Annotated in this window: 19 protein-coding genes and 1 pseudogene; 7 read left to right on the top strand and 13 right to left on the bottom strand. The window is 65.0% G+C overall.

Going from position 1 to position 16795, the window contains the following annotated elements; translation table 11 throughout:
- Positions 1-11: 11 nt before the first annotated feature.
- Positions 12-884 carry a LysR family transcriptional regulator gene (locus NCR35_RS22030; protein ID WP_250536074.1) on the bottom strand — a complete coding sequence of 291 codons (873 nt, stop codon included), beginning with the start codon at positions 882-884 and terminating at the stop codon, positions 12-14.
- A 96-nt stretch (positions 885-980) separates the two neighbouring features.
- Between NCR35_RS22030 and NCR35_RS22025 the strand changes: the two genes are divergently transcribed.
- Positions 981-2180, top strand: a complete 1200-nt coding sequence (locus tag NCR35_RS22025; RefSeq protein WP_250536073.1) for a YbfB/YjiJ family MFS transporter — start codon at positions 981-983, stop codon at positions 2178-2180.
- A gap of 47 nt (positions 2181-2227) precedes the next feature.
- Here the strand turns inward: NCR35_RS22025 and NCR35_RS22020 are convergent, their stop codons facing one another.
- The 4 genes from NCR35_RS22020 to NCR35_RS22005 all read right to left on the bottom strand — a co-directional run bounded on the left by NCR35_RS22020 (position 2228) and on the right by NCR35_RS22005 (position 3896).
- Complete coding sequence (locus tag NCR35_RS22020) at positions 2228-2749, bottom strand: DUF2934 domain-containing protein (RefSeq protein WP_250536072.1); 522 nt, start codon at positions 2747-2749, stop codon at positions 2228-2230.
- A 172-nt stretch (positions 2750-2921) separates the two neighbouring features.
- A complete protein-coding gene (locus tag NCR35_RS22015) occupies positions 2922-3341 on the bottom strand; it encodes an organic hydroperoxide resistance protein (protein WP_284503214.1) in 420 nt (139 codons plus the stop codon).
- A 48-nt stretch (positions 3342-3389) separates the two neighbouring features.
- Positions 3390-3608 (bottom strand): DUF4148 domain-containing protein, encoded by a 219-nt coding sequence (locus tag NCR35_RS22010; RefSeq protein ID WP_250536071.1) that lies wholly within the window; start codon positions 3606-3608, stop codon positions 3390-3392.
- Between the two features lie 69 nt (positions 3609-3677).
- Positions 3678-3896, bottom strand: a complete 219-nt coding sequence (locus tag NCR35_RS22005; RefSeq protein WP_250536070.1) for a DUF4148 domain-containing protein — start codon at positions 3894-3896, stop codon at positions 3678-3680.
- Positions 3897-4271: 375 nt separating this feature from the next.
- On the opposite strand from NCR35_RS22005, the gene NCR35_RS29925 reads away from it, so the two are divergent.
- The 3 genes from NCR35_RS29925 to NCR35_RS21995 are packed head-to-tail and all read left to right on the top strand — an operon-like array spanning position 4272 to position 6482.
- Positions 4272-4394, top strand: coding sequence for a hypothetical protein (locus NCR35_RS29925; protein WP_255775099.1), 123 nt, complete (start codon positions 4272-4274; stop codon positions 4392-4394).
- A 7-nt stretch (positions 4395-4401) separates the two neighbouring features.
- Positions 4402-5142, top strand: coding sequence for a response regulator (locus tag NCR35_RS22000; RefSeq protein ID WP_250536069.1), 741 nt, complete (start codon positions 4402-4404; stop codon positions 5140-5142).
- Positions 5139-6482, top strand: a complete 1344-nt coding sequence (locus tag NCR35_RS21995; protein WP_250536068.1) for a sensor histidine kinase — start codon at positions 5139-5141, stop codon at positions 6480-6482. The genes NCR35_RS22000 and NCR35_RS21995 overlap by 4 nt, the downstream gene beginning before the upstream one ends.
- Before the next feature lie 751 nt (positions 6483-7233).
- On the opposite strand, the gene NCR35_RS21990 is transcribed toward NCR35_RS21995, so the two are convergent.
- Both NCR35_RS21990 and NCR35_RS21985 read right to left on the bottom strand, forming a co-directional pair.
- Positions 7234-7530 (bottom strand): DUF4148 domain-containing protein, encoded by a 297-nt coding sequence (locus NCR35_RS21990; RefSeq protein ID WP_250536067.1) that lies wholly within the window; start codon positions 7528-7530, stop codon positions 7234-7236.
- A gap of 161 nt (positions 7531-7691) precedes the next feature.
- Positions 7692-9461, bottom strand: a complete 1770-nt coding sequence (locus NCR35_RS21985; protein WP_250536065.1) for a cytochrome c biogenesis protein DipZ — start codon at positions 9459-9461, stop codon at positions 7692-7694.
- Between NCR35_RS21985 and NCR35_RS21980 the strand changes: the two genes are divergently transcribed.
- Complete coding sequence (locus NCR35_RS21980) at positions 9460-9642, top strand: hypothetical protein (protein ID WP_250536064.1); 183 nt, start codon at positions 9460-9462, stop codon at positions 9640-9642. The two genes, NCR35_RS21985 and NCR35_RS21980, sit on opposite strands and share 2 nt — an antisense overlap.
- Before the next feature lie 25 nt (positions 9643-9667).
- Complete coding sequence (locus NCR35_RS21975; protein WP_250536062.1) at positions 9668-10231, top strand: thioredoxin family protein; 564 nt, start codon at positions 9668-9670, stop codon at positions 10229-10231.
- 102 nt (positions 10232-10333) lie between these two features.
- Here the strand turns inward: NCR35_RS21975 and NCR35_RS21970 are convergent, their stop codons facing one another.
- The 4 genes from NCR35_RS21970 to kce all read right to left on the bottom strand — a co-directional run bounded on the left by NCR35_RS21970 (position 10334) and on the right by kce (position 14328).
- Positions 10334-11125, bottom strand: a complete 792-nt coding sequence (locus NCR35_RS21970) for an SDR family oxidoreductase (RefSeq protein WP_250536060.1) — start codon at positions 11123-11125, stop codon at positions 10334-10336.
- A 66-nt stretch (positions 11126-11191) separates the two neighbouring features.
- On the bottom strand, positions 11192-11932 hold the full coding sequence (fabG, locus tag NCR35_RS21965; protein ID WP_250536058.1) for a 3-oxoacyl-[acyl-carrier-protein] reductase: 741 nt from the start codon (positions 11930-11932) through the stop codon (positions 11192-11194).
- Positions 11933-11954: 22 nt separating this feature from the next.
- Positions 11955-13304, bottom strand: coding sequence for an MFS transporter (locus NCR35_RS21960; RefSeq protein ID WP_250536057.1), 1350 nt, complete (start codon positions 13302-13304; stop codon positions 11955-11957).
- Between the two features lie 85 nt (positions 13305-13389).
- The gene (kce, locus tag NCR35_RS21955; RefSeq protein WP_250536055.1) at positions 13390-14328 is read right to left on the bottom strand and encodes a 3,5-dioxohexanoate:acetyl-CoA acetone transferase; all 939 of its coding nucleotides are present in this window, start codon (positions 14326-14328) and stop codon (positions 13390-13392) included.
- A gap of 146 nt (positions 14329-14474) precedes the next feature.
- Between kce and NCR35_RS21950 the strand changes: the two genes are divergently transcribed.
- Entirely contained in the window at positions 14475-15500 is a 1026-nt protein-coding gene (locus NCR35_RS21950) for an AraC family transcriptional regulator (RefSeq protein ID WP_250536053.1), read from the top strand.
- Between the two features lie 15 nt (positions 15501-15515).
- On the opposite strand, the gene NCR35_RS21945 is transcribed toward NCR35_RS21950, so the two are convergent.
- Together NCR35_RS21945 and sdhB are read right to left on the bottom strand one after the other, a co-directional pair.
- Positions 15516-16397 (bottom strand): LysR family transcriptional regulator, encoded by an 882-nt coding sequence (locus tag NCR35_RS21945; protein WP_250536051.1) that lies wholly within the window; start codon positions 16395-16397, stop codon positions 15516-15518.
- A gap of 319 nt (positions 16398-16716) precedes the next feature.
- Positions 16717-16795 (bottom strand): annotated as a pseudogene (gene sdhB, locus NCR35_RS21940) (succinate dehydrogenase iron-sulfur subunit); the annotation flags it as partial.

The following is a 16795-nucleotide window of genomic DNA, read 5'->3' as shown; positions in this document are numbered from 1 at the left end:
GCGTGCTGCGCTCACGACCGCGCGAGCAGCAAGTCGCGCAATGCGCCGAGCGCCGCCGAAAAGTGTCCCTTGCGCCACACGAGCAGCGTGCTCACCCGGCCGAGATCGCCGAGCGAATGCAGTTCCACTTCGTCGGCCAGTCCCGCGAGTTCGAGCACCGAGCGCGGCGCGACGGCCACGCCCGCGCCTGCTGACACGCACGCGACAATCGCGTGATACGAACCCAGCTCCAGCACGCGCGCCGGCCGGATGCCTTGCTCTTCGTACCAGCGCATCGCATAGGCGCGATACGCGCAGCCGCGCTCGAACGCGACGAGCGTGAGCCCGGCGATCTGCTGCGCCATGGCGGTCGGATGCTGCCCGCGCGGCGTGACCAGCACGAGTTCTTCCTCGAACACGGGCACCGTTTCGAACTGTTCGGCTGGAAGCGCGTTCGGCTCGATGGGGCGCGCGAGCACGGCGGCATCCACTTCATAGGCGCGCACGCTGTCGATGAGCGCGCGGGTCACGCCCGTCGCCAGTTCCAGCGTCACGTCCGGCCACCGTTGATGGTAGGCCGCCAGCACGCGCGGCAGCCGGCTCGCGGCCGTGCTTTCCATGGTGCCGAGACGCAAACGCCCTTGCGGACGGTTCTCCCGCACCGCGTGACGCGCTTCGTCGGCCAGCGCGAGCAGGCGCTCGGCGTACGGCAGCAGCGTCTCGCCGGCGGGCGTAAGCACGAGCTTCCGGCCGTTGCGCTCGAAAAGCTCGGTGCCGAGCGTCTCCTCCAGTTGGCGAATGCGCGTCGTCACGTTCGACTGCACGCGATTGAGCTTGGCCGCCGCTTTCGTCACGCCGGCTTCGCGCACGACAGTCCGGAAAATCGCCAATGAGCCGAGGTCCATGATCTGCATCCGAGATTGATTCCATCTTGATTATTCATTTTTCAAGATGCGGCGGTCAAGCTAGCATCGGGTGACTGCTCGTCTTTTTTGATCCTCATGGCTACGTCTGCTGAAGCTCACGCACCGTCAACCCATTCCGCGCGCGATGCGGCGCTCGCCTGCGCCGTCGCGCTCGCCGTGGCGCTCGGCGTCGGTCGATTCGCGTTCACGCCGCTCTTGCCCTTGATGCTCAAGAGCGGCGCGCTCGATATTCGTCAGGGCGGATGGCTCGCATCGGCGAATTACGCGGGATATCTGATCGGCGCGCTGACGTGCGCGGCGATTCGCGTCGATCACGGCCGCATGGTGCGCCTCGCGCTCGTGACGACCGCCGTCTTCACGCTGGCGATGGGCGTCGTGCACGCCTTCTGGGCGTGGACCGTCATACGCTTCGCGGCGGGCGTCGTCAGCGCGTGGGCGTTCGTGTTCGCATCGCAATGGGGCCTGCGGCGTCTCGCGGAATTGAACGCGCACGGCATGAGCGGCGTGATCTACGCGGGACCGGGTGTCGGCATCGTCGCGACTGGGCTGCTCGGCGCGGGTGCTGCCGCGTACGGCGTCAGCGCGCCGTGGGTCTGGGCGGGCTTCGCGGCGTGTTCGGCCGTGGCGATCGCGTTCATCTGGCAGGCGTTCGCGCTGACGCCTTCGCCGGCCTCCGGGCACGCGCACGCTGCAAGCGCCAGCACGCACGCCTCGACGCGTGACGATGCGTTCTGGCTCGTCGGCCTGTATGGTCTCGCCGGTTTCGGCTACATCATCACCGCGACGTTTCTGCCGGTCATCGCGCGACACGCGTTGCCGGGGTCGCCGTGGCCCGATCTGTTCTGGCCGGCGTTCGGGCTGGCGCTGATGGTGGGCGCGGTCTTCGGCGCGCGTCTGCCGATTGCATGGGATAACCGGCGCTTGCTGGCTGCGTGCTATCTCGTGCAGGCGGCGGGCATATGTCTCGGCGTCGTGTCGCCGACCGCCATCGGACTCGGCGCGGGCACCGTGCTGCTCGGCTTGCCGTTCACCGCGATCACCCTCTTCGCCATGCGCGAAGCGCGCCGCTTGCGCGGCGATGCGGCAGCCGGCCTGATGGGCTACGCGACGGGCGCCTATGGCCTCGGACAGATCGTCGGGCCGATCGTCGCCGCGCCGATTGCCGAGCGAACCGGATCGTTCTCATACGCGCTCTGGATCGCGGCTGCGGCGCTGGCGCTGGGCGCGGTCGCGTTGGCAATCGTGAGCAGGCGCGGCGGCGGCGCGGACGCTTAGCGAACCGCGCCTCGCGTCGTTATGCGTATCGGACGCTCGCCGCAGGCCTAATTCGACTCGGCCTGCCCTTCGGCGGCCTTGGTCCTGCGCGGCTTCTTCGCGGGCTTGGGAGCTTCGGCATCCGCCGACTTGCTGCCGCGTTTGGCTTTCGGTTCGCTCGCAGCGGCGGCAGACTTCGCCTTCGCTTCCGTCGCAGGTTCCTTCGCCTTCGTCGGCTTCTTCGCGGCGGACTTCGGCGCCGATTTCGCCGCTGTCTTCGTCGCGGTCTTCGCTGCGGTCTTCACCGGCGTCTTCGTTTTGGCTTTCGTCTTCTTTTCGGTCTCGGACGTATCGGAAGTATCAGGAATTGCGGAGGCCGCAGCGGCCTTCTTGCCCTTCGCCGGCTTCTTTGCGCTCGACGCCGCATGCTCGTCGATGACCGCATCGCGCGACGGCGCGACGCCTTCTTCCTTCAGTTGAGCGATGGCCTGCTGCCAATACACGTGATCGCGCCCGGAATGTCGGCCATCGGCCTCCCAGAGGAGATAGGCACGGGTTCGGATATCTTCTTCGCGCAACTTGGACTGCATCGTGACTCCGAGAGCTGAGTGAGGTTCAAGCGAACATATCAGGTCGTCTCGCGCCCATCAACCGCGGACCGCGCAATCGACGACCGTTCTCGCTCAAGGCACGCGCCATGCCCGCTTTCGCGCGTTGCGGCGGCAGCGGGCGCATCCCCGCGCCGCCGCCATGCCGCCGCTCTCACACGACCTCGATGGTCACGTCGATATTGCCGCGCGTCGCCTTCGAGTACGGGCAGGTCCGATGCGCGCCCTCGACGATCGCGTGCGCCGTATCGCGGTCGATGCCCGGCAGGCTCACCGCAAGCCGCGCGCGCAGCAGATACGCGCCGTCGTGCGTGCCGAGATCCACTTCGGCGTCGACGGCCGTATCGTCGGGCAGCTTCACTTGCAACACGGCGGCGGCCTTGCGCATTGCGCCGATGAAACACGCCGACCAGCCTGCCGCGAACATCTGCTCGGGGTTGGTGCCCGCGCCCGCCGCGCCGGGCGTCGAGAGCTTCACGTCGAGCCGGCCGTCGGAGCTGCGCGCGTGTCCTTCGCGGCCTCCGGTCACACGCGTTTTGCCGGTATAAAGCACAGTGTCCATGTGTGTCGTCATGGTGATCCTCGAATGGTTGGTGTCGGCCTATGCGCGATGCGCGAGTCTTCAGCTACCGCGATAGAGACTAGCCAGCGCCGCGATCTGCCCGCTCTTTTGCGCCTGCACGAGTTCGCTGCGGACTTCAGCGCGCGTCTTGCCCATGACGCGATGCACCGCCGACGGCTGCGTATCCTGCGACGCGGGCGCGGTATCGTTGACTGCGGCTTGCGCGGCTCCCGCGAATGCGCTGGCGGCGACGAACAAAACGATGATCGAGGTCTTCATGATTAAGCTCCTAGAGGTTGAACGTGATCTTCGAATGATTGGAAATCAGGCGATGCCGAACGCAGTCACTCAGCTACCGCGATAGAGACTGGCCAGCGCCGCGATCTGTCCGCTCTTTTGCGCCTGCACGAGTTCGCTGCGGACTTCAGCGCGCGTCTTGCCCATCACGCGATGCACCGCCGCCGACTGCGTATCCTGCGACACGGGCGCGGTATCGTTGACTGCGGCTTGCGCGGCTCCCGCGAAAGCGCTGGCGGCGACGAACAAAGCGATGATCGAGGTTTTCATGGTTAAGCTCCTTGAGGTTGAAAGTGACGACGCTTATCAGGTGCCGGCCCGCGCACAATTGCCTGTGTACTTGCGTGTGTACTTGCGTTGTCTGCACCGTCTGCTGCCGTGACGCCATTGGAACGCGCCCGTGTATCCGCCATGTTTCATGAGAGCGCCCTGTTCGAATCGCTCTGTATCAGGCCGCTTCCGGATACATGCCGATACAAACGCGGCGCCGCGCGCTTCTCAGCTCGATCGACGCATGAGCGACGCGTGCAACGCTATGTATCGCGCGAAGCCGCGGATACACTGCGATACAAAACGCGCCGCCCGCGTGTCGAAACCGCGCGCGTTCTGGGCTATAAAGCTTGCATGTCAACGCTGGAGTCATCCGTGAAACGCATGCTGGCAATCGTCGCCTTCCTCGCGGGCGGACTGGCGGCCGAACTCGCGCATCCGGTGCAGTGCCTGTTGCTCACGCCCGCCCGGGTGCAATTCAAGCGCAAGAAGCCATGAGCGATCGATGGAAACCACCGACCACGTGCTGATCGTCGACGACGACCGCGGCATCCGCGAACTGCTCGCGACATATCTGGAGAAGAACGGCATGCGCGTGTCGCTTGCCGCCAATGGCCGGCAGATGCGCGCCGTGCTCGAACAGGGCGCGCCGGATCTGATCGTGCTCGATCTGATGCTGCCGGGCGAAGACGGACTCGTGCTATGCCGCGAATTGCGCGCGGGCAAGTTCCGCTCCGTTCCGGTGCTCATGCTGACCGCGCGCAACGAGGAAGCCGATCGCATTCTCGGCCTCGAAATGGGCGCGGACGACTATCTGCCGAAACCCTTCGCCGTGCGCGAACTGCTCGCGCGCATGCGCTCCGTTTTGCGCCGCACGCGCATGCTGCCGCCCGGCATGCAGGTGACGGAGAGCGCGCCCGTGCTGGCTTTCGGCGACTGGCGGCTCGACACGACCGCGCGCCATCTGCTTGATGCCGACGGCACGATGGTCGCGCTCTCCGGCGCCGAATATCGCTTGCTGCGCGTGTTTCTGGATCACCCGCAGCGCGTGCTCACGCGCGATCAGTTGCTCAATCTGACGCAAGGCCGTCAGGCCGATCCGTTCGACCGCTCCATCGACCTGCTCGTGAGCCGCCTGCGTCAGCGCCTGAAGGACGAAGCGCGCGAGCCGCGCTACATCAAGACGCTGCGCAGCGAAGGCTATGTGTTCTCGGCGGCGGTGACGCCGCTCGGCGGTACGCCATGAGCGCGCGCATCGGGGTATCGGAGGAAGCGCCGCGCGCAGCCGCCGCGTGGCTGCGCCTGCCGCGCACGCTCTTTGCGCGGCTCGCCGTCATCTTGCTGATCGGGCTCGCGGTGGCGCAGGCGGCCGCGTTCTGGCTCACCATGACGGAGCGCGACCGGAGCATGACGAACGTGATGACGGGCTACGTCCAGCGCGAAGTGGCGAGTTCGGTCGCGCTGCTCGATCATCTGCCGCCCGGCGAGCGCGCCGCGTGGCTGCCGCGGCTAGCGCGGCGCACGTACGATTTCATTCTCGGTCCGGGCGTGAGCGGCGCGCCGCCCGACGCCGCGCTGTCCGAGCGATTCGCGCAGTCGATCGCCGAGGGCATCGGCAAGCGTTATCCGCTGACGGCGAACGCGGTGCCCGGTCACGCCGAACGGTTCCAAATTCACTTGCGCCTCTCCGACGGCTCGCCGCTCACCATCGACATGCGCCCGATGCAGGGCACGCCGCTGTCGAGCTGGCTGCCCTTCGTGCTTGCGTTGCAACTTGTCGTGGTGGTTGCGTGCTGCTGGCTCGCGGTGCGCCTGGCCACGCGCCCGCTGGCGCAGCTGGCGCAGGCGGCCGACACGCTCGGTCCCGATCTGAAGGGACAGCGCCTGCCCGAGGAAGGCCCGGACGAAGTGCTGCGCGCGGCGAAGGCGTTCAACGCAATGCAGGATCGCGTCGCGATGTACATGGCGCAGCGCATGCAGATCCTCGCGGCCATCACGCACGATCTGCAAACGCCGATCACGCGCATGCGCCTGCGCGTGGACGTGATGGACGACAGCGCGACCGGCGCGAAGCTGCGGCAGGACTTGCAGGAGATGGAAACGCTCGTGAAAGAAGGCGTGACGTACGCGCGGACCTTGCACGGCACGCAGGAAGCGCCGGTGCGTATCGATCCGGATGCGCTGATCGAAAGCATCGTCGACGACTACCGCGACGCGAGAAAGAGCGTGTCGCTCGAAGGCCGCATCGGCCATGCGATGGTGACGCGTCCGCAGGCGTTGCGGCGCATCGTCGGCAATCTCGTCGACAATGCGCTGAAGTTTTCGGGCGCGGCGGAGATCGAGATGAAGGCGCTCGCCGATGGCCGCGCATGCATCTCGGTGATGGATCGCGGACCGGGCATTCCGGAAGCGTCGCTCGAAGCGGTGTTCGAGCCTTTCGTGCGGCTGGAAAGCTCGCGCAATCGCGATACGGGCGGCACCGGACTGGGACTTGCCATCGCGCGGCAACTCGCGCGGGCGATGGACGCCACCTTGACGTTGCATGGGCGCGAGGGCGGCGGGTTGGAGGCGCGGCTGGTTTTGTGAGTGGTTGTTTCGCGTTGCATGCTGCACGACTCGCTCGCGCGATGCGACGCTCACGGGAAGGATGAGCACGGCGGCGAGTGCTTGCGATCGCGCGGGCTATTGACGCGACGTGGACCTCGAATTGTGCGAAGGCGGCGGTTTGGAAGCGCCGCTGGTTTCTTGAACGACCGTTACGCGTTGCATCCTCCACGACGTGCTCGCGCTATGCGATGCTGGCGGAAAGCTCGGGCAATCGGGACACGAGCGGCACGCCGCCAGCGCTTGCGATCGCGCGGGCTATCAACGGCAACTTGCGTTTGATCCGCGCGAAGGCGGCGGTTTGGAGGCGCCGCTGGTGTCGCGAACGGCGGTTATGCGTTGCATGCTGCATGAGTTTCTTGCGCGATGCGACGCTCGCGGGAGGTCGAGCAATCGGCATGTCAGCGTGGCGCGGAAATTCGCGCGGGCTATCAACGGCAACTTGAGCTCGAATCGTGCGGAGGCGGCGGTTTGAAAGCGCGACTGGCGTGATAACACCGGTTAGAAGTATGAGCAGACGCATCGCCAAGACGCGACGTCGAGTGGAAGCTTGAAGCAATCCAGACGCGACCGGCACACCGCTGAAACTCGCAATCGCGCGACAACTCGCGATGAACGCCACGACGGCATCCGCGCAAGGCGGCCGTACGAAAGCGCGGCTGGTGTCGTATCGCGCGAAGGCCCGGCGTTCGCACCGCGCAACCACTTCCGCGCGATGCAAACGCCATCTCCATCACGGACGCGCGTACAACGAGCCCAGACCGACGACCTCACCCTGCCGCGCGCCCGCCTGCGACGCGCCGGCCACTGCGCCGCCATATGCGGCATCGCCCGAATGCAGACGTGCAACGGCAGCCTCTATGTTCTTTGGATACTGCGAATGATCGCTTGCCGGGTTATAGCCGGCGTGCTCCAGTTGAACGAGTTCGGCACGCACTTGCGCGCGCGTGATGCCGTCCGCGCTCTGCGCAAAGGTTACGATGGGCGCGACGGCAAGCGCGGCGGCAGCAATCACTTGCATGGCTTTCATGATGTTCTCCGAAGGTCGAGGGGTGACTGCAAGACCGGAATCGAATCGGCCTTGCATGAGACGTATTGAAACGCGCGAACGTATCTGGCTTGTTTCCGCCAGCACTCCCCGCTGCAAGCGCATGTGTCACGCGCCGCGCCGGATACATGGCGATACAAAGATCAGCCGAAGGTGAATGCATAAGCTCGCGCGCCGCCGTCGAGAAACTCGATCTGGAACGTGCGGTCATCGACGGTTCCGCTCTGGCGCACGAGTTGATAGAGGCGCGCGGCATCGACGACGCCGTTGCCGTTCGCATCGACGTCCGCGCCGTGCGACGCGCCCGGCGCCGCGCCATCCACGGTCACGCGAAAGCGCACCGGCTTGCCGTCGGCGGCGGGCGCGAGCACGAGATGAAGATCGCGCGCATGAAAGCGATACGCGATGCGCGCATGCGGCGCCACCGGCACGGCCGCCTCCGCGCCGATGTTCCACTGCCCGCCGAGCGCCCATTCGTTCAGCGCAAGACGTGGCGGCAGCGCGTAGTCGGCGGCGGCATCGCGCACGACTTGCTGGCTGGGCGCCTGTCCTTCTGCCTCGCGATAGCCGACATACGTTTCGCTCGACGCCTCGTGCGCCGGATCGGCGGCCACTTGCGTGCCGCTCGCGACGACGGCCGGGCGCGCGTTCGCGTCCGGCGTGCTGGCCGCATCGCCGAGCAATTGCCGGATCACATGCTCGGCCTCCTGGTAGCCGCCCTCGCCGAAGTGGTGATAGCGGATGCGCCCTTCCTGATCGACGATATAGAACGCCGGCCAATAGCGATTGCCGAACGCCTGCCAGATGCGGTAATCGTTATCGACCGCGACGGGATACGGCACGCGCAGATCCCGCAGCGCGCGCTGCACGTTGCCGGTGTCGTGCTCGAAGGCGAATTCGGGCGTATGCACGCCGAGCACGACGAGCCCGTTGCCGCCGTACTGCTGCGCCCACGTCCGCAGATACGGCAGCGTGCGCAGGCAGTTGATGCACGAGTACGTCCAGAAGTTGACGACGACGACCTTGCCGCGCAACGCATCGCGCGTAAGGGGCGGCGAGTTGAGCCACTGCGTCGCGCCGTCGAGCGCGGGCAGCGCGCCTTGTACCGGCAGGCGTGCCGATGCGTTCGGGGACGACATCGCCACGCGCACGATGCGCGGCTTTTGCGCATCGCCGGGCGACGGCGTGCGCGCGGACAAGAGCGCGACGAGCCGACTTTCGATGCCATCGGTCGAGACGCCATTGACGAGCGCGAGCACACGCGTGTCGACGCCCGAAGCGATAGCGGCGACGGTCAACAGCACGAGCGCGCCCATCGCGCGGCGCACGTGCTCGCCGATGCCGAACGATCGCTTGAGGCCGTCGAGCGCGCGCTTGCCGAGCGACGATGCCACCGCGAGCGCGCACGCCGCGCCTGTCGCGTAGGCCGCGAGCGCCGCGCCGGTGTGCCAGCTCGCGCCATTGAGCGCCGCGCCGGAGAGAATCGCGCCGAGTATCGGACCGGCGCACGGCGCCCAGAGGAGCCCGGTGGCCGCGCCGAGCAGCATCGCAGGAAGAATGCGGCGCGATGCGCTTTGCGCCTGAGACCGCGCGATGAAGCGATCCGCCAGCGCAGAGAGCGGCGACGCCAGGCGCGCGGCGATAGCGGGAAAGAGCAGCGACGCGCCGAACAGCGCGAACAGCCCGAGTGCGAGCCAGCGGCCGAACTGACTCAACTGCGCCGCGCCCGCGAGACCCGCCGCGCCCACGCCGGTGACGAGCGTGAACATGCCGGCGAGGCCGGCTAAGAGCGGCAGCCGATCGGTGAGAAACGGCCGGTCGGTGCGTGCGAAGATGAGCGGCACGACCGGCAGAATGCAGGGACTGAGCACGGTGAACGCGCCGCCCAGAAAAGCCACGATGATCAGCAACATGACACTCCCCTCCATGAATGAGCGATGGCGCTATTTCACGGCTGACATGTATCGCGCGAATGTCTCGATCAGGGCGTTATGTATCGCAACGTATCTGCGGCGCGCGGCGATACATGACGACGCGATTCGCTCCGACGCGGGACACAGTGCGGATACATCGGCGCGCTGCAATACGGGCTGACATCAACCACCCAAGGAGAGTCACCATGTACGGTCGTCTGAGGATTGCAGCAGTCGCGCTCGGCATCGCGGCGACGGCGGGCTTTGCGGCATTCGCCTCGAACGGCGCTTCGGCGCTCGGTTCCGCGGCTATCGCGAACGGAGAACAAGCGCCCGAGTTCACGGGCATCGACAACTGGTTCAACAGCGCGCCGCTGCAGTTGAAGCAGTTGCGCGGCAAGGTGGTGCTCGTCGATTTCTGGACCTTCGACTGCATCAACTGCGCGCACACGCTGCCGTATATCAAGGAGTGGAACGCGCGTTATCGCGACAAGGGGCTCGTGGTGATCGGCGTGCATTCGCCGGAATTCGCATTCGAACGCGATACGGGCAATCTCAAGAAAGCGATTGCCAAGAACGGCATTACGTATCCGGTCGCGCAGGACAACCAGTTCGCGACGTGGCAGGCTTACGGCAATCAGTACTGGCCCGCGCTGTATCTGATCGATCAGAACGGCAAGCTCGTGTATAGCCACTTCGGCGAAGGGCAGTACGCGCAGACGGAGGATAAGATCAAGAGCTTGCTTACGGGTGGGGAGAAGCGGGAGTGAGGGCCGTTGGCCGGCTAGTCAGCGCGGCTTCGCTTCCGCGCTGACGGAACATGCTGCCTACAAATACTCCACGTTCCCATCCACGCTGACTGAACATGCTGCCTACAAATACTCCACGTTCCCATCAACGCTAATAGCCTGCCCCGTGACGTTCCCCGCCGCAGGCGAAGCAAGAAAAAGCGTCATCGCCGCGATATCCTCGACCGTCACCATGCGACGCAGCGATATCTTCTTCAGATACTCGTCGCGCATGGCATCGAACGTAACGCCGACCGACTGCGCGCGCGCCGCGATCACGCGATCCATCCGTTCGCCCTGCACCACGCCGGGCAAGATCGCGTTGACGCGAATGTTGCTCGGGCCAAGCTCGATAGCGAGCGACTTCATGAGGCCCACGAGCGCCCACTTCGTCGCGGCATACGGCGTGCGAAATGCATAGCCGAGCCGCCCCGCCACCGACGACATCGTGATGATGCTCGCCCGCTCCGACGTCTCTTTCATCAGCGGAACGGCCTTGCGCAAGAAGTAGAACTGGCTGTTGAGATTGGTCGTGACGGTGCGCTCCCACTGCGAGGGATCGAGTTCTTCGACCGGCCCCGTCGGACCCGCGATGCCCGCGTTGTTCACGAGCACGTCCAGACCGCCGAGCGCGGCGCGCGCATCGTCGATGACGTGATCGACCTGCTGCGGATCGCTCACGTCGGCCACGCAGCCATGCAGCGACGCATGCGTGGCCGCGAAGCGCTGGACCGCCGCGGCATCCACATCGCAGATGAATACCTGCGCCTGCGTCTCAAGAAAGGCTTGTGCAATGCCCGCGCCGATGCCCGACGCCGCGCCGGTAACGAGAACGCGCAAGCCCGGCTGCGGTTTCAGAAGTTCGAATGTGTTCATGTTCAAGTGGACCATGCGTTAGCACGCGGCGGTATCGAAGCATCGAAGCCTCAAAGCATCAAAGCATCAAAGCGTCATGCCGCCGGATACCTCGATGACCGCGCCGTTGATATAGCTCGCTTCGTCGCTTGCGAGAAAGGCGTAGACGTTGGCGACTTCTTCGGGCCGCCCGAGGCGTCCGAGCGGCACTTGCGCGCGCATCTTGCCGAGCACGTCGTCGGGGATAGTCGACAGAATCGGCGTCTCGACGAAACCCGGCGCGACCGCGTTCACGCGAATGCCCTTCGGCCCCAGTTCACGGCTCCAGGTCTTCGTGAAGCCGATGACGCCGAACTTGGATGCCGCGTAATTGGTCTGCCCGAAGTTGCCGTAGATGCCGACCACCGAACTCGCATTGAGAATCACGCCCGAGCCTTGCGCGATCATGCCGTCCACCACCGCCTGGCTTGCATGGAACACGGCGCGCAGATTCACGTCGATGACGGCATCGAACTGTTCGATGGTCATCTTCTGCAGACGCGCATCGCGCGTGATGCCCGCGTTGTTCACGAGCACGTCGATTCTGCCGTGCCGCTCGCGCACGGCGGCGACCATCGCATCCACGCTGTCACGGTCGGACATGTCGACGCGAAACGCCGAAGCCTCGGCGCCGGCCTCGCGGCATTGCGCGATCACGTCCTTCGCGGCTGAGTCGTTGATATCGCACGCGACGACGATCGCGCCTTCGCGCGCGAACTTCAATGCCGTGGCCGCGCCGATGCCCTGTCCCGCGCCCGTGATGATCGCTACTTTGTTCTGGAGTCTCATCGTTCAAGTCTTCTCGTGTCAGTCAGGAGTGGATGGCCGCCTTGCCATTGCTCATTGCCGACCCCGCGCCCGCTTCGCGCCGGATCGCTCGCGCGAAGACCGGCACGAGCGCAAGCCCGAGCACCGAGGCCACGACGATCACAAGGAAGCCCGAATCGCTGCGCCCCGTGACCGTCTCCGTCATGCCGAAGAGATACGGTCCGACGAATCCGCCGATGAGCCCGATCGTATTGATGAACGCGAGGCCCGCCGCTGCCTGAATGCCTTGCAGCCGCTTCATCGCAATGGCCCAGTACGAAGGCAGGACGCCGCCACCGAAGAACGCCGTGACCGCGAGCAATGCCATGCGCGCCGCCGGATGGGCCGTCGCCACGAACGCACAGGCGCCCGCGACGAGCCCAGCCGTGAGTATGCCCAGATACACGCAGTCGTTGCCATAACGACGATGGATGCGCGGCAGGATCAGCACGCCCAGCAGAAAGCCCACGCCCACGCTGCTCGACAGCAGCCCGACGATGAACGGCGAACTCACGTGCATCTGATGAATCATCGCGGGCGTGAAGAAGTACAGCCCGACGAAGGCGACCTGATTCAGGAAGTAGATGAGCCCGATGAGCACGGTCGTCGGCCGCTTCAAAGCCGAAAGCCAGTCCGCCGACGTGAGCTCCGGATGCCCGTGCGTGTCGATGACCGCGCGCGCTTCGAGGGCTTGCGCTTCATCGGACGAGAGCCAGCGCGCATTGTGCGGACGCTCCGGCAGCTTGAAGTACAGCAGCACGCCCGCGAGCACGCTCGGGATGCCTTCGATCATGAACATCCACTGCCAGCCGTGCAGGCCGCCGATGCCGCCCAACTGCATCAGCGCGCCGCCGATCGGATTGCCGAGCACCAGCGCGAGCGCCGGCGCCGTGTAGATCCAGCCCACCGCGATAGGCCGGTCAGCGGGCGCGAACCACAGCGTCACCATGTACATGAGCGCGGGAAAGAGCCCCGCTTCCGCGATGCCCAGCAGCACGCGCAGCACATAGAACGACCACTCGCCCTGCACGAACATCATGGCCGTCGAGAGAATGCCCCAGCTCACCGCGATGCGCGCGATCCAGCGGCGCGGCCCGATGCGATGCGCCGCGAGATTGCTCGGCACTTCGAGCAGCGCATAGCCGATGAAGAAGATGCCCGAGCCGAGCCCGTATGCAGCCGCGCTGATGCCCACATCGGCGGCGAGTTGCACCTTCGCGAGCGCCACGTTCGTGCGGTCGAGAAAGGACATGAAATAGATCGCGCACATGAGCGGGATGAGCCGCAGCATCGCCTTGCGCGTTGCGGCGCGATGGATCGCGTCGACCGTGTCGTTGAGAGCGCCGGTGTCCATGTTGTCTCCTGAAAGATTGGCTGCCGTTGTTATGTGTTGCTATGTGTGCTTTAGGCAGGCCGTGTGGATTCGATAAGTGCGTTAATCAGAGCGTGACGTGATCGCGTCCTTTGAGGCCGAGCATCGCGCGGGCGTCCGCGGGCGTCGCGATCTCGAACGACAGGTCTTCGAGAATGCGGCGGATTTTCCTGACCTGCTGCGCGTTCGATTCTGCTTTCACGCCCTTCGCGAGATAGATGCTGTCTTCCAGCCCGACACGCACGTTGCCGCCGAGAATGGCGCTCATCGTGACGAGCGGCATTTGATGGCGACCCGCGCCGAGCACGGAGAACAAGTAGTTTTCGCGGCCGAACAGGCGATCGGCGGTGGCGCGCATCACGGTCATGTTCTCCGGGTCCGAGCCCATGCCGCCCAGAATGCCGAACACCGACTGGATGAAGAACGGCGGCTTGACGAGCCCCTGATCCACGAAATGCGCGAGATTGTAGAGATGCCCGAGGTCGTAGCATTCGAACTCGAAGCGCGTGCCCTTGCCGCCCAGTTCGAGCAGGATGTGCTTGATGTCCTTGAAGGTGTTGCGAAAGATCATGTCTTCCATGCCTTCCACGTAGCCCTTTTCCCATTCATAGCGCCACGTCGAGATCTTCGATGCCAGCGGATGAATCGAGAAGTTCATCGAGCCCATGTTGAGCGAGCACATCTCAGGGGCCGCTGCGAGCGGATACGCGAGCCGTTCTTCGAGCGTCATGCGCGTGCTGCCGCCCGTCGTGATGTTGATGACGGCATCGGTCGCCTCGGCGATAGCGGGCACGAACTGCCTGAAGATGTCGGGGCTCGGCGTGGGGCGTCCGTCGTTGGGATCGCGCGCATGCAGATGGATGATCGCGGCGCCCGCTTCGGCGGCTTCGATCGACTGTGTACGGATATCGTCGGGCGTGAGGGGCAGATGCTCCGACATCGAAGGAACGTGCGTGGCGCCCGTGACGGCGCACGAAATGATGACCTTGCGGCCGGGATTGCTCATGATGCTGTCCTCGTCTCCATATGCCGCCGCGCTTCGCGCAACGGCGGCTTGTGACACTGATGTTAGTGAGTTAGCATCGGGCCGGAAAGGTCATTTCCGGACAGGCGAAAGTCCTGCGAGGACATAGCGAATCCAGCGAGCAAGTCATGGCGACGATCCGGCCCCCACTCAACGAACGCATGTATGCGCCGTACAAAATCGCGGCGCTGGTCGAGGTCCTGGCGGAGCAAGGCATCGCGCCCGCCGACAGTCTGCGCGGCACGGGCCTGAGCGTGGAGGCGTTGCAGGATGCGTCCGTGCTCACGTCCATCGGCCAGTACGCGACCGTGTGCAGGAACGCGATCTCGCTATCGTGCGATCCCGCGACGCCGTTCATGGTCGGCAGGAAGCTGCATCTTTCGGCTTACGGCATGTACGGGTATGCCCTCATGTCCTGCCTCTCGCTGCGCGACTACTTCAAGCTGGGCGTGAAATATCATCGGCTCGCCACGCCTACGGTTGCCATCGAATGGACCGAGTATCCGGACCGCATGGTCTGGACGTTCCCCGACGCGTTCATCTCTAGCCCGTCGCGCGAGTTGCGGGAGTTCATCATCGAGCAGCAGTACACGCAGCATGTCACGCATCTGCAGGATGTCGCGGGCGGGCTGTGTCCGCCGATCAAGGCATGCTTCTCGTATCCCGCGCCCGCGCATGCGGACATTTACCCGGACTATCTCGGCTGTCCTTGCTACTTCGAGCAAGAGCAATGCGAGCTGATCTACGACAGCGCGATTCTCGATCGCAAGCCGCAACTCGCGCATCAGCTCACGGCGTCGCTCTTGCAGGAAACGTGCGACAGGCTCATCGGTCAGGCGAAGACATCGAGCGGTGTCTCGGGCGAGGTCTATCAGATACTGATGAGCACGCCCGGCGTCTTTCCCGGCATGGAGGCCACGGCCGAGCAGATGCACATGACCACGCGCACGCTGCGGCGGCGTCTGCAAGCGGAAGGCACGTCGTTTCTCGCGATCGTCGACGATGTACGCCGCTCCCTCGCGCTCGAGTATCTGAAGACGACAAAGATGAATACCGACGACGTCGCCATGCTGCTCGGCTTCAGCGACACGGCGAACTTCCGTCGCGCGTTGAAACGCTGGACGGGCAAGGGACCGGGCGAACTGCGAAAATAACGTTCGGGATCCTTACTATGTTGCGGCGTCCTTCAATGCCTCGCGCACATGACGCACGAAGCGGGCCGTGACCGCATTCTCTTTCGCCGATGGCCACGCCAAACCCACGCGCCACTTCGCATGTTTGCCGTTCAGCGGCAGGACGGTTGCATCGCGTAGCAAATGCTGCGCGCGCGACGGAATGAACGCGACGCCCACGCCCGCCGCAACCGACGTGAGCACCGATTGCACGTCTTCCGCGTGCTGCGTGACGTGCGGCACGAAATGCCGCTCGCCGCACCATCGGTCGATCTGCGCCGCGAGACCGGGACCGCGTGCGCGCGACAACGCGATAAAGCCGATGTCATTCAGCGCGCCGAGGTCCGTCGGAAGCCGCTTGTAGCGGCTATCGGCGGGCATCGCGAGCGCCAGGCCTTCGTCGATCACTCTGAACGATGTCAGTCCGCTCGCCGCCGGCAGGCGCATGAAGCCTGCATCGAGCTTGCCCGCGAGAATGCGACGGCTCTGCTCCGATGAGGAGAGATCCGAGAGCGTGATCGCCACGCCGGGATTCTGCCGGCGAAAGTCCGCAATGAGCCGCGGCACCAGCGTCAGCACCGAGAGACAAATGCCGATGCGCAAATGCCCGGTTCTGCCGCTGCTGGCATCGCGGGCGCGGGCGAGGATATCGTCGGCGTCGCGCATCAGTGCCTGCGCATCCGGCAGAAACGCTTCACCGAAGGGCGTCAGCTCCGCCCCATGCCTGCCGCGTTCGAACAGCTTGCCGCCGAGGCTCGCTTCCAGCGCGACGATCTGCTTGCTGAGGGCGGGCTGGCTCAGGTGCAACGCCTCCGCCGCGCGGCTGAAATGACGCAGTTCCGCCACCGCGAGAAACGTCTTCAACAGTTTCAGTTCCATTCGATGCCGTTATCAGATGCGGAAAATGATTCATTTTACAAATGGATCGCGGAATCGTTGAATGAGGGCTCGAATCGAATACAAGGAACGGACATGACATCTCGTACGACCGTGCGTCGTCGCGCTGCGCGTCGCGGCAACGACATGCAGGCTGAAGCGGCTTCGGTGAAAGATGAAACGAAGACATCGTCTCGACCGCCGCGTTACCGGGCGGTCGAGAGCGAAGAAGAGGATAGACGCGCGACCGGATCGATCGCGTTGAGCTTTGCGGTAGTCAGACGCGGCCCATGATGAGCCGCAAGTCAAAACGATGCGTGTATTAAACCGCCCGCCGCACCAGCATTTCCCTGATCTTGCCGATGGCCTTCGTCGGGTTGAGTCCCTTCGGGCACACATCG

Origin of the sequence: Caballeronia sp. AZ10_KS36 (assembly GCF_023631105.1) — a bacterium.
In the GTDB taxonomy this organism is placed as follows: Bacteria; Pseudomonadota; Gammaproteobacteria; order Burkholderiales; family Burkholderiaceae; genus Caballeronia.
This window is presented reverse-complemented; position numbering and strand designations above follow the sequence as displayed.